The sequence below is a fragment of the Cobetia sp. D5 genome, from assembly GCF_035666195.1.
Classification (GTDB): Bacteria; Pseudomonadota; Gammaproteobacteria; order Pseudomonadales; family Halomonadaceae; genus Cobetia; species Cobetia amphilecti.
This window is the reverse complement of record NZ_CP142020.1, coordinates 3,444,636-3,457,214: the sequence shown is the minus strand read 5'-3', so window position 1 is coordinate 3,457,214 and position 12,579 is coordinate 3,444,636. Positions and strand designations below refer to the sequence as shown.

Here is a 12,579-nt window from a genome sequence, read left to right as displayed (position 1 = left end):
CTTACTGCTTCTCGCCGAAGTACTTGGTGTGGATGGTGTCGTAGGTGCCATCGGCCTTCAGCTCAGCCAGGGCGCCGTTGATCTGCTCGGCCAGGTCCTTGTCACGCTTGCGCATGGCGATACCGAAGCCGTCGCCGAAGTACTTCTTGGGCTCGGTAACCACTTCACCCACGGCCTTGTAGTTGCCGTTGCCGCCGTCGATCAGGGTGGACTTGCCGACCGGGAAGTCGAGGAAGGCGATGTCGAGGCGACCCGCTTCCATGTCCAGCACCAGGTCATCGGCGGTGGTGTAGCGCTTGACCTCGGCATTCTTGCCGTAGAGATCGGTGACGTAGTTGTCCTGCAGGGTGCCGCGCTGCACGCCGATGGCCTTGTCAGCCAGGGCTTCCTGGGAGGTGGCGCTCAGCTCGCTGTCGGACGGGGCGAACCAGGCGGACGGCGGGGTGATGTAGGTGTCGGAGAACAGCACCTTCTCGCGGCGCTCCTCATTGATGGTCATCGAGGACATGATGGCGTCGTACTTGCGCGCCATCAGGCCGGGAATGATGCCGTCCCACGCCTGGATGACCCACTCGCAGTCGCGGTTGATCTTCGCGCAGATGGCATTGCCCAGTTCGATATCGAAACCGGTCAGCTCACCGTCGGGCGTCTTGTATTCCATCGGCTCGTAGGGCACGTCGACGCCGATGCGCAGCGATTCGGCCGCCTGAGCGCCACCGGCCATCAATGCTGCACCCAGCAGGGAGATTCCCAGAAGCTTCTTCATGTCAGTCCCATCCATCATTGTTGTTGGTCATACTGGCTGATCAGTGGCATCAGACACTCCCTCCTGAACACCAGCCGTCTGAGCCGCGGACATAAGGGGGTGTGTCATGCCAGTGGCTCCACACTAGCCCAGACCGAGGCTGTGGTGAAGAGGGTCAATGGACAAATTCAAACGGTCGTTAAACGAGATGAATTCCTGCCGTTATATCCTGATATAAAAAAAGCGCCCTACAAAGGGCGCTTTTGACGTTCAGCTTAACGGTTTCAAGTGTGCCAGCAGGCGTTTCTCCAGTTGCCGGAATATGGCAATGATGGTGAAGGTCAGACACAGGTAGATGGCGGCGACGAACAGGAAGGCCTCGAAGGGCGCGTAGAAGCGTGCGTAGATGTCACGCGCGGCGCCGGTGAGATCCAGAAGCGTCACCACGCTGCAGATGGCACTGGCATGCAGCATGAAGATGACTTCATTGCCGTAGGCCGGCAGCGCCCGGCGGAAGGCACTGGGCAGAATGATGCGACGCATCATCTTGCCACGTGACATGCCGTAGGCGCGGGCGGCTTCCATCTCGCCCTTGGGGGTCGACTGGATGGCACCGTGGAAGATCTCGGTGGTGTAGGCCGCGGTATTGAGCACGAAGGCCAGCAGCGCCGGCACGAAGGGATCACGGAAGTAGTCCCACAGCCAGGTCTCCTGGATGCTGGGCACATGCACGCTGGTCACGCCCAGCGAGATGTCGAAGCCGTCGAAGAACACCACGCCGTAGTAGATCAGATAGAGCTGGATCAGCAGCGGCGTGCCGCGGAAGACGTAGGTGTAGAGATAGACCGGCATCTTCACCCAGCGACGACGCGAGCCGCGCATGATCGCCAGCGGCACGGCCAGTATCAGCCCGATGAGCAGCGCCAGACATACCAGCTGTACGGTGGTGACCAGCCCTTCCCAGTAGTGCCACAGGGTGGTCGCGGTGAAGATGTAGTTGTCGCTCAGCGCATCCTCGAGCATCTGACCCAGCTGGGCGATGACGCCTGAAGGGCCTGCATCATTCAGTTGTTCCATGCGCTGGCCTCCCCGAATCCGGCGTTATAGCGCTTCTTGAGACGTGCCAGCCCCCATTCGGACACGGTGGCGATCAGCAGATAGCCCGCCGCAACCGGCAACAGGAAGGTGAAGGGCTCGTGGGTCGCCTTGGCGGCCTCACTGGCGACACGCACCATGTCGACCAGCCCGATCACCGACACCAGGGCGGTGGTCTTGAGCAGTACCATCCAGTTGTTGCCCAGCCCCGGCAGGGCGTGGCGCATCATCAGCGGGAAGCGAATGCGCTTGAAGACCTTCCAGTCGTTCATGCCATAGGCACGCCCGGCCTCGATCTGCCCGGCATCCACCGCCATGAAGGCGCCACGGAAGGTCTCGCCCATGTAGGCACCGAAGATGAAGCCGATGGTGACGACGCCGGCAGTGAACTCATCGACATTGACGAAGACGTCGATGTCGTAGCTGTCGTACAGCCAGTCGGTGACCATGTTGATGCCGATCTGGCCGCCGAAGAACAGCAGCAGCATCAGCACGATGTCGGGCACGCCGCGGATGATGGTGGTGTAGAGCGTCGCGAGCCAGCGCAGAGGCGTGGAGCGCGACATCTTGGCCGTCGCCGTCAATAGCCCCAGCGCGATGGCCAGCAGCTGGGCCAGCACGGCCAGCTGCACCGTGACCCAGGCACCTTCCAGCAGGCTGGGCCCGTAGCCTTGTAGGTCAATCATGGGAAGTCTCCCGTGAAGCGCCGAATAACCCGTTCAGCGGCTTACTGGTGGTTGTCGGACGCAGTGGCGGCGCTGGCGAAGTACTTGTCGTTGAGACGCTTCAGCGTGCCATCGGCCTTGAGCGCTTCCAGGGCACCATCGATGGCCTTCTTGAGGTCGCGATCGCGCTTCTTCATGGCGATGCCGAAGCCGTCGCCGAAGTACTTCTTCGGCTCGCTGATGGCGCTGCCGGTGTTGACGAAGTTGCCGTCGTTGGCGTTGACCAGGGTGTCCTGACCTACCGGCAGGTCCAGGAAGGCGACATCGACGCGGCCGCTATCCATGTCCAGCACCAGGTCATCGAGCTTGGTGTAGCGGCGCACTTCAGCCGTGCGGCCGTAGAGGTCGGTGACGTAGTGATCCTGCAGGTTGCCACGCTGCACCCCGATCACCTTGCCCGCGAGCGCCTCGGCATCGAGGGTATCCGCGCCCGCCAGCGGGCTGTCCGCCTTGACGAACCAGCCGGACGGCGGCGTGAAGTAGGGCTCGGAGAACAGCACCTGACGCTCACGCTCCGGATTGATGGTCAGCGCCGACATGATGACGTCGTACTTGCGCGCCATCAGGCCCGGGATGATGCCGTCGAAGTCCTGCTCGGTCCATTCGCAATGGGTGGCGAGCTGGGCGCAGATGGCGTTGCCCAGTTCGATCTCGAAACCGGTCAGCTCACCGCTGGGCAGCTTGTAGCCGAAGGGTGCGTAGGGTACGTCGATGCCCAGGCGCAGCGGGTCCGGCACATCGGCCGCCTGAGCGGCGCTGGTGGTGATGGCGAAGGTGGAGAGGCCGAGGGTGAGGCCCAGCAGGGCACGTGTCGCGAACTGTTTCATTACTTGTCATTCCTGAAGTCTTGGACACCTCGAGGCCTGCCGTTGGCGTGGCGCTCGCGGTGCTGAATCATGTGCCGGTCACGGGATCACCGTGCCGGGATGTGCCACAGGCCGAGCGGTCGGCTCAGCGATGGGCCAAGGGCCAAGGGCCAAGGGCCATTCATCAGTATTGGTGATCAGGGCGCTTGCTCAGTACTTGGGCGCCAGGAACTGCTTGAGGCGCTCCGACTGGGGATTGCCCAGCACGTCTTCCGGCCTGCCGGCTTCCTCGACCAGTCCCTGATGCAGGTAGACCACCTGGCTCGAGACATCACGCGCGAAGCTCATCTCGTGGGTCACCACCACCATGGTGCGGCCTTCCTCGGCCAGGTCACGCATGACCTTGAGCACGTCACCGACCAGTTCCGGGTCGAGGGCCGAGGTCGGCTCGTCGAACAGCATCACCTCCGGCTCCATCGCCAACGCGCGTGCGATGGCGCCGCGCTGCTGCTGGCCACCGGACATCTGCGCCGGATAGTAGTCGGCGCGCTCGAGCAGGCCGACGCGGTCCAGCAGACTGCGTGCGTGGGCGATGGCTTCCTTCTTCGGCTTGCCGAGCACATGGATCGGCGCCTCGATGACATTTTCCAGCAGCGTCATGTGCGACCACAGGTTGAAGCCCTGGAAGACCATCGACAGGCGCGCGCGCATGCGCTCGACCTGACGCCAGTCCATCGGTTCACGGCCACGGCGGCTTTCCTTGAAGCCGATCTGCTCGCCATGCACGAAGATGTCGCCGCCGTCCGGCTGCTCCAGCAGGTTCATGCAGCGCAGAAAGGTGCTCTTGCCGGAACCGGACGCGCCGATCAGGGTGATGACATCGCCCTTGCGTGCTTGCAGCGACAAGCCCTTGAGCACCTGATTGGTGCCGAAGGACTTGGTGATGTTGCGGACCTCGAGAGGCAGCGCGTCGCTGCTCGGGCTCTCGGCCACGGAAGATCTCATGGTCATGCAGTTACTCCAATCCGGACGTTGCCAGCCCTGGGGGCAATGACACGCCACGAGTCCGCCGCGGGGCGGTCGGGCTCGGGATACAGGTTCGTTGCCGACATGGCACGGCTGCCTGGCACTGCCTTTCACTGTCGCTCGCTGACTTGCGCGACGCAGACGTGATGAGGCGGCAAGGCGTGGCACGGGAGGAGTGGCGGAGAATGCCGTCAGGGGCATGGCCAGTTCCTCACGATCAGTCCGATTGATCGTCGTTCTCGCTGCCAGTGACCGTCTACAACAGGCGAAAAATGCCTGTGCTTGCATGTCGTGGACGGGAAAGGGGGCCGATTCTACCAGCTCAACGCAGGGTTCACCGCTATCTGGCGTGGAGGAATGTTACGACTTTGGTGGGGCGTGCAGGGACGCACGCGGATGCCGTCCGGCCGTGGGGGAGGAGTCTTCATGTTCAAGGTCGCCTGTTGTCGTTGTAGTAAGGCTTTCGTCAGTGCAATCGCGCCGGCATCGTGCTGCGCCCTGAGGGGGATGGGCGGGCAGAACGCCGGCGCTTGTGGCTCAGTGCCGGTTTGTTCAGTGTCTGGTGACTCAGTCTGTCGGTGTCGAGCTCTCGGCCAGCAGCAGGGCGGCGCGGGCGCCTATCTCCACCTTCGCGTTGGGGAACACCACCCGCAGTGGCGTATCGCCGATGATGCAGGGGCCAGCAGCGGCGTCTTCGGCCACCACGCTGCCAGGGGCGAAGGCAGTGAAGTTGGCGACATCCTCGCTGAAGCACAGCGTGAAGTCGGCTGACTGACGCATCAGTTCCACTTCCACCGTGAAGTAGTCGATGGCCTCAGGGTCTGCTTCGGCGGGTGCCGTGCCGGTCGCCAGCGCCGCGAGCAGGGCTTTCATCGGTGCGAGTGCTGCCATGTCGTTGGCGCCGAACGGGCGAACCTGACCCAGCTCCAGCGTGAAGGCGTCGGCATCATGGTAGTGGCGCGAATAGTGCGAGAAGGTCCAGCTGTGCTGATGCTGGTGCAGCACGGCCTGGATGCCGGCGGCGCTCAATATCGGCCACTGCGATGCGCTGATGGCGTCGCCATCACTGAAGGGCACCACCGCGAAGCGCGGATAGAGGCTGTCGCGGATGGCGGTGTGCATGTCGTAGTGCAGACGGCGCGTGCCCTCGGCCAGCGGGAAGCGGGCATAGAAGGTGTCCACTGCCGCCATCAGCTGACGCGCGCGTGCCGGCTCATCATCGGACGGACAGTCGTTGCCCGTGACGCTGGCCTCGGCGCGCTTGAACAGCCGATTGAGATTGGTGGTGATGAAGCGCTCGCCACTGCGGATGGCAGGCAGGTTGCCCAGAATCAGCAACAGCGGCGCCCCGACGATCAGGTGGCCGCTCTCCAGGCCCGCGATCAGTTCACCGAGCAGCTCGATGGGGGCGGTCTCGTTGCCGTGGATGCCGGCGGAGATCACGCACGGGCGCGCCTTGGGCCCCGTGACGTCGGGGGTGATCTCCAGCACGCCGGGTGCGACGATCTCATAGCGGCCGCCGGGAATACGACCCATGCCACGGGCGCTGGCGTGGCCTTCGAGTGTCAGGTCTAGCCAGTCGGCAATCACGAGGCAGTCGGCTCCTGGCGAACATTGGTGGATTCGAAGATCTTGTCGGCGCTGGCCGCCACGAAGCCCTGATACAGCTCGCCATCGGCATCGGGATAGCGGCGCGCGAATTCGTAGTAGCAGGTGGAGATTTCGTGCTCCTCGCCACCGGCGAAGGTGAAGGTCTGGCGGTCGGCGAGGGTGGAGGCCTGCTCCAGCAGCACCTCGGGCGAGCCCTTGATGCGCCCTCCGGCCGGGTTGATGCCAAGGCCAAGCGACTCGACGCGCGTCAGCACCTTGTCGAGGGTGTCGTGATGGCTGAGCGCGTTGACGCTGATGGTGAAGTGGTTGGCGCGCAGACCGATGATCGACAGCCAGGCCGCATACTCGCTCTCTTCCATCAGGCGCTGATACTGCTCGAAGCTGGGCGCTTTCCACAGGCGGCCCGACCACAGCACGGAGGGCTGGGTGGCGGCATCCGGCGAGATCTGGCTGACCAGCCCATCGATGATCGCCTGGGCGCGCTCGGACAACTCATGGCATTTCAGCTCGGAGAGGAATACGCGCGGCATGTCGGGTGACGGCGGCAGATAGCCGAAGGCGCGCAGCTTCTTCTCGCGGAAATCATAGGGCGCGAAGCGGGTATAGCCCAGCGCCAGCAGGTGAGGTTCCAGCGCGCTCAGGGTAATCGGCCCGCGATCGAAGGTGCGGAAGGCGACGTGGTCGTTGACGATGGTCTCGCCGTCAGCGATGAAGGCATCCTGGATCTTTTGGGCCTGGGGCGTCATGGCGACGTAGTCATCCCACAGGGCGCTGAAGAACTGCTGGATATCCATGGCACGGGCTCCCTCTGAACTGAGTTGCCCAGTGCAGCGAGGCGTCACTGGCACTGGGCGACAGCATCAAACGATTGGCATCAGGGCAGCGCACTCGGCGAGGCGCTACCCCGGAAGATTGTCAGCTCACCATTGGCGAGCCACGCGCGCGTGACAAGATGCGAGGTCGGTTGGATGAAAGCGGCTGTCCGCACCATATAAACGTCACGCGCCGGTTTAGACCTTGGTGTCAGGCCTTGGTGTCAGGCCTTGGGTCTTGGGAACGGATTCGGTGTCAGCTATCGGTGTCAGCGTTCGGTGTCATCAGGAGAGGGGCAGGCGTTGCCCTGTTCGACCTTGATCAGCGCGTCGGTCGCGAAGCCGAGCTCGGCGGCCTGCTCGACCAGCGCCTGATAGGTGTCGTCATCCAGCTGCGGCTCACGCGCCAGTATCCACAGGTAGTCGCGATCGGCGCCGGCCACCAGCGACCACTGATAGTCGTCATCCAGCGCCAACACGTTGTAACCGCCATAGAAGGGGCCGAAGAAGCTGACCTTGAGGGCCGCCGTCTCGCTGCCCTGAGTGAAGTAGGCACGACCTTCGGCCTGGCTCCATTGCCCTTGCTCGGCGTTGTAGCCGCGATTGATGACGCGCACGCCGCCGCCCTCGCGGGGCGAGTAATCGGCACTGACGCAGCTCAGGCCCTCCTCGAAGCTGTTGGGCAGGCGGGCGATCTCGTGCCATTCGCCGTAGTAACGTTCGAGCTCGAAGTTCTCGACGGGCTGGGTGCCGGACGGGACTCCGGCGCAGCCGCCGAGGAGACCGAGACCGAGTAGAGAGAAGGCAAGATGCGGCAGGCGTGTCATTGGCAGGCTCCATGCGCCAGGACGCCCCATTGATGAGTCGTGGGGCGTTCTGGCGTGATGCGGGTCATGAGAAAAAGGACGAAACGGCATCCTTGTCTCATTGGGGCGTCTGCCGCTGTCTCAAGAGGGAGGGTGGCGCGGCGACATGCTCGAGGAGACGTCGAGCATCGAGCGTCGAGCGTCACAGTACCAGGCGGAGCGGATTGCCGGTGACGACGACGCCCCGCCCGCGTTGCTTGGCCTCGTACATGGCGCTGTCGGCGCGCGCGATGACCGTTTCCGGCGTGGCGCCCGAGAAGGGGAACAGGCTGATGCCGATGCTGGCACTGACGGCGATGATCAGCGGTTCACCATCGACTTCCAGCGTGATGGGACGGCTGATGGCGTCGATCAGACGTTCCGCCAGCTGCTCCGGGCCCTTGCGGCCGTTGCCCTCACGGCTGATCAGCACCAGAAATTCATCGCCGCCCAGGCGACCGACGATATCGTTGCCGCGCAGGGTGTTGCCCAGGCGCTCGCCGGTGATGCGCAGCACCTCATCGCCGATGGCATGGCCGTGGCGGTCATTGACGGGCTTGAAGCCATCGAGGTCGATGAACAGCGCGGCCTGCACCGTGCCGGGGGTCTGGATATCGAGTATCTGGTCGAGGCGTGTCAGCAGGGCGCGCCGGTTGAGCAGCCCTGTGAGCGAGTCGCACATCGCGTGGTCGCGCAGATCGTCCCGCTCGCCGGTGATATGGCATTCATGCAGGAAGAGTTGCCGGCTCTGGCGCTCGCGCGAGTAGGCGCTAAGGCCTGCCAGCATATTGACGGCCATCATGAAGAAGACTTCGTTGACCTCCACTAGTGTATCGGAGCCAAGATGCATCAGCGCGCAGCTGACGGTGCAGCCCATCCATATCAGCAGTCCGCAGGCCATGGCATAGATGAACTGCAGTCCCAGCAGGGTGTAGGTCCAGAAGACCACCAGCAACAGGGCGACGAAGTAGACCGGGAAGTCACCATGCTCGTCCTCATGCTGTCCGGCGGCGTGGCTCTCCACCAGGTGCTCTCCGGCGTGACCGTCCCCCACATGGAACATCGCCAGCGTCCCCAGCGCTGCCACCAGCGAGGCCAGGCACAGGATGCCGTTGACGTGGTGTCGGAAACGCGGGAGGCGTGACAGCAGGAACAGGCCCAACACGCCGATCAGAACGCTGGTGCGCAGCAGCAGGTAGGGCTCGTAGTGCTCCAGCAGACTGAGCTCGATCAGCCCATAGGACGCGAACAGCAGACAGCTCAGCGGGATGGTGATCCGGCTGAGCTTGTGTGAGGTCTCGATCTGTCGACGCCGATAACGTCGTTCCAGGGTGTCATCCGCAAAGCAGAGTGTCATGGGATTCATGGGGCGATACCTGAGTTGCCAGACTCTCAGGATGCCACTGCCTTGCGTGGTATGCCCTGGAGGAACCGCCGCAACCTTTGCGTGCGGTTCAACGCTATTTCAAGTACTCCGCGGCATGAGAGCTTTCGTGCTCACGACTGAGTGAGGTTGGCACCGGCCAGCTGGCGCGCCGTGACGCGCAGCGCGGATTCCACCATGTCGTAATCCACATAGCAGCCCTGCAGGTGGCGGCGGCCGGTCGTCGGGTCGAAGGACTTGCGTCCGTGCATCACGCGGCGGTTGTCGAAGGCCACCATCTGGCCGGCTTCCAGCTTGAGATGCAAGCGGAAGGCCGGTTCCCGCAGGATGCTCCAGTACTGGCGATAGGCGCTGTACCAGGCCTGCATCTGTTCCAGCGGCAGGCGCAGGCTGTCGCGGATCCAGTTGTTGAAGCGCACCTCGATGACCTTGTCGTTGGCATCCAGATGGATCACCGGCTCGCGCACCACCAGGTCGGTGGTCTCGTCGGCAAAGCGGAAGTCCACCGGAGTCTCGGCCAGCAGCCTGAAGGCCTGCGGGTCCCGCTCGCGCAGGGCTTCGGCGACCGCCATGCCGTCTCCGAAGATGGAGTCTCCGCCTTCGGCCTCATTGGCCAGGCAGTAGAGCATCTGGATGTCTGGCGGCTGACGCCAGTTGGGCAGGTCGGTGTGCAGTTCCAGTGCGATCGGCGTGTAGGCGGCGTTGTTGGGCGCCTGCTTGGAGAAGACCTCGAAACGGCCACCGAAGTTGGTCGCGCGGATCGGGCCGATGGTCGCGGCCACCTGGTCGATCTCGCCGCCTGCCGTCGGGCCGGCATCCAGAATCGCGAAGCCGTCGCGGCACAGCGCTTCCAGCCAGCCCAGGCGCGCCTGTCCACCGGCCATGTAGTCGGCAAAGGCGGTGACGTGAGGCTCATGGCCCTGCTGCCAGGCCTGGCTTGCAGGGACCGGCGTGGCCGGCGGCGCATCACTCGGACGACGTTGCAGCAACCAGCCGGCATCGAAGCGGCTGGTGTGGCCGTCCTGCCAGACGACGACGAGATTGCCCTGCTCGACACGCATCTGGTGCACCGTCAGGGCCGCGTCGTCCATCAGCATGAAGGTGCGCTCGAAGGTCTGCGGATGACGGCAGAGATCGCAGGCGCAGTGGTCGCGCAGCCAGATCAGCGGCAGTCGGGTCTGCTCACCGCTGGCCCATGCCAGTGACGCCAGGGTCTCGTCGTGGTCTGCCTTCACCAGCGGCGCGCCCTCGTGATGGGGCAGGTATTCCTTCATGTCCCACTGATGGCGTGCCTGTGACGCTTCAGTGCCTTGGGTGTCAGGGGCAGATGCGATGAGAGTCTCCATGGGCGCCGTCCTATGTCGTGTGTGCAGTAGCAGGTGAGCCGACGCGTGTCGCGTGGCTGGGTCGTATGGCTGAGCCGTGACCCGAGAATGAGGCCATTGTCCCCCTCGTCATCACGGCTGGCCAACGCGAAATATGACGGCCATGACTTAGCTGAGCTAATGTGTGCCGATTGACCTTCATGCTCTGATGCGAGATAGCCATGCACGAACCTTCCCCCACGACGCCGGATGCCTTGCCGCGCCCCCTGCCGCCGCTGGCCTGGTTGCAGGCCTTCGAAGCCGCTGCGCGCCTGATGAGCTTCACGCGTGCCGCCGAGGAGCTCAGTGTCACCCAGTCGGCCATTAGCCAGCGGATTCGCCAGCTGGAGGACCGCCTTGGCCAGCCATTGTTCGTGCGTCACGCCCGCAGCCTCAATCTGACGCCGGCCGGTCAGGCCTGGTTGCCAGCGCTGCAGGATGGCTTCCAGCGCCTTCAGGAAGGCACGCTGGAAGTCTTCGGCCCCTCGCGCGCCGCGCCGGTCAGCCTGCGGGCGACCCCGATGAGCCAGCAGGCCTGGCTGTTGCCGCGGCTGGCGAACTTCCATCGTGATCAGCCCGAGATCGCGCTGCGTCTGGTCAGTGCCTTCTGGCAGAGCGACTTCGATGGCGAGCAGGTGGATATCGAGCTGCGCTACGGCCAGGGCGACTGGCCGCAGGTAGAGGCGATCCAGGTGGGGGCAGGGCAGGAGAGAATGGCCGTCGTGGCGAGTCCGGCGCTGAGCGCGCAGCTGACCACGGCGGCGGACCTGGCCGGCATGACGCTGCTGCATGCCGCAGGCTTTGCGGTGGGCTGGCGGCGCTGGCTGGTGGCGGCAGATCAACTGGGGCTGGAGAAGACGACCTCCACCATCAGCTGTGATACCCAGGTGATGACGCTGGAAATGGCGCGGCTCGGCATGGGGGTGGCGCTGGTGCATGAAGGCCATTTCCGGCAATGGCTGGCGTCCGGCAATGGCGGGCTGGAGCAGGTCTTCGCGCTGACGATTCCCGCCGAGCAGAACTTCTGGCTGGTGCGCTCCAATCAGCGCCCGATGCGGCCCACCGCACAGCGTGTCTGGGATTATCTGTTGGCGGAGCCACAGTGAGCGATGCAGAGGTGGCTTTTGCGACCTCTGCTGAGCGAGTCGGCGTGTCTACTGATGCGCCTTCGAACGATATACCGTTAGCTTGAGGCGATGCCCGGCGCGGTAAGCGACCGCTATCTCTTCTCTATCGCGATTTCCTCGCCTTGCTGGCGCCTTGTCTGCCAAGCGGATGGACATATCTTCCAAGCGTGTAGTCAGATCTGCCAGGCGTGGTCAGTCGGAAGGCGGCGGGCAGCGCGCCAATGGCGACTGCTGGAAGAAGCGCTCCAGCAGGGCATACAGCGCCGGATAGGCCGCATTGAGCTCATCCGGCGCGCTGAAGAAATACTCGCAGCAGACGGCGAAGCATTCGGCGGGGTGGCTGGCGGCGTAGTCATCGATGGGCGTCGGCTCACCGCGTGACAGGCGCGCGCTCAGGTCATCCCACACGGCAGTGAAGGTGGCGTGCCACTCCGCCGCGCTGATATGGCGCGGCAGGGGTGGAAAGCCATCGGCATCGGTGGTGTTGGCCATGTCGAGCTTGTGGGCGAATTCATGGATCACCACGTTGAAGCCGTTCCAGTCACCGCTATTGGAGAGGTCTTCACGGGTGACTACCACCGGTCCCTGGTACCAGGTCTCGCCGGCGCGGGTATCCTCGAAGACATGCACCACGCCGGCGTCATCCATTTCTTCCACCTCACGGCGGATGGCCTGCTGCGGCAGCATGATCTCGTGCACGCGAGCGCCGGCGTCCTGCCAGCGCTCGGCATGCGCCCAGCCGTTGAGCAGCAGCATCGCCTGAGCGGCCAGTGCCAGCGCCTCGACCTGTGCGAGCGGTTCGGCGCTGGTCAGCTTCCAGTCGTTCAGCTGATGGCGGGCGCGCCGCTCAAGACGCGCCAGTGCCTCGGCGTCGAGTCCCTCGAGAATCGGCAGGCGCTCGCGGGCTGCCTGCCACGCGTCATCCGGCGCTGTCTCGCCAGCGGGGGATGCGGTTGAGACAGCGCAGGCGTCGGGGGCTGACGTATCACGGCCGTGGCGAGCGGAGCGCTGCCACAGCCGTTGCCACCAGTGCGTCATC

Annotated in this window: 12 protein-coding genes; 1 reads left to right on the top strand and 11 read right to left on the bottom strand. The window is 64.1% G+C overall.

The window, feature by feature from the left end:
* Nucleotide 1: 1 nt before the first annotated feature.
* The 10 genes from U0O11_RS14435 to U0O11_RS14390 form a co-directional block, all read right to left on the bottom strand.
* Nucleotides 2–766 (bottom strand): transporter substrate-binding domain-containing protein, encoded by a 765-nt coding sequence (locus U0O11_RS14435; RefSeq protein WP_153636493.1) that lies wholly within the window; start codon nt 764–766, stop codon nt 2–4.
* 249 nt (nt 767–1,015) lie between these two features.
* Nucleotides 1,016–1,768 carry an ABC transporter permease gene (locus U0O11_RS14430; protein WP_225348169.1) on the bottom strand — a complete coding sequence of 251 codons (753 nt, stop codon included), beginning with the start codon at nt 1,766–1,768 and terminating at the stop codon, nt 1,016–1,018.
* 41 nt (nt 1,769–1,809) lie between these two features.
* Nucleotides 1,810–2,526 carry an ABC transporter permease gene (locus U0O11_RS14425; RefSeq protein ID WP_043334396.1) on the bottom strand — a complete coding sequence of 239 codons (717 nt, stop codon included), beginning with the start codon at nt 2,524–2,526 and terminating at the stop codon, nt 1,810–1,812.
* Nucleotides 2,527–2,567: 41 nt separating this feature from the next.
* Nucleotides 2,568–3,392: a transporter substrate-binding domain-containing protein gene (locus U0O11_RS14420; RefSeq protein ID WP_043334394.1), complete on the bottom strand. Its 825-nt coding sequence runs from the start codon at nt 3,390–3,392 to the stop codon at nt 2,568–2,570.
* A gap of 189 nt (nt 3,393–3,581) precedes the next feature.
* Nucleotides 3,582–4,376: an ABC transporter ATP-binding protein gene (locus tag U0O11_RS14415; RefSeq protein ID WP_442872660.1), complete on the bottom strand. Its 795-nt coding sequence runs from the start codon at nt 4,374–4,376 to the stop codon at nt 3,582–3,584.
* A gap of 588 nt (nt 4,377–4,964) precedes the next feature.
* Nucleotides 4,965–5,987, bottom strand: coding sequence for a succinylglutamate desuccinylase (locus tag U0O11_RS14410; protein ID WP_192837393.1), 1,023 nt, complete (start codon nt 5,985–5,987; stop codon nt 4,965–4,967).
* Nucleotides 5,984–6,802 carry a DUF1338 domain-containing protein gene (locus U0O11_RS14405; RefSeq protein WP_043334387.1) on the bottom strand — a complete coding sequence of 273 codons (819 nt, stop codon included), beginning with the start codon at nt 6,800–6,802 and terminating at the stop codon, nt 5,984–5,986. The genes U0O11_RS14410 and U0O11_RS14405 overlap by 4 nt, the downstream gene beginning before the upstream one ends.
* A gap of 287 nt (nt 6,803–7,089) precedes the next feature.
* Entirely contained in the window at nt 7,090–7,647 is a 558-nt protein-coding gene (locus U0O11_RS14400) for a lipocalin family protein (RefSeq protein ID WP_279836819.1), read from the bottom strand.
* A gap of 181 nt (nt 7,648–7,828) precedes the next feature.
* On the bottom strand, nt 7,829–9,031 hold the full coding sequence (locus U0O11_RS14395) for a GGDEF domain-containing protein (protein ID WP_175089233.1): 1,203 nt from the start codon (nt 9,029–9,031) through the stop codon (nt 7,829–7,831).
* Nucleotides 9,032–9,162: 131 nt separating this feature from the next.
* The gene (locus U0O11_RS14390; RefSeq protein WP_242007692.1) at nt 9,163–10,395 is read right to left on the bottom strand and encodes a TauD/TfdA family dioxygenase; all 1,233 of its coding nucleotides are present in this window, start codon (nt 10,393–10,395) and stop codon (nt 9,163–9,165) included.
* 200 nt (nt 10,396–10,595) lie between these two features.
* Between U0O11_RS14390 and U0O11_RS14385 the strand changes: the two genes are divergently transcribed.
* The gene (locus U0O11_RS14385) at nt 10,596–11,519 is read left to right on the top strand and encodes a LysR family transcriptional regulator (protein WP_153636487.1); all 924 of its coding nucleotides are present in this window, start codon (nt 10,596–10,598) and stop codon (nt 11,517–11,519) included.
* 213 nt (nt 11,520–11,732) lie between these two features.
* Here the strand turns inward: U0O11_RS14385 and U0O11_RS14380 are convergent, their stop codons facing one another.
* Nucleotides 11,733–12,578 carry a zinc-dependent peptidase gene (locus U0O11_RS14380; RefSeq protein WP_279836815.1) on the bottom strand — a complete coding sequence of 282 codons (846 nt, stop codon included), beginning with the start codon at nt 12,576–12,578 and terminating at the stop codon, nt 11,733–11,735.
* Nucleotide 12,579 lies beyond the last annotated feature (1 nt).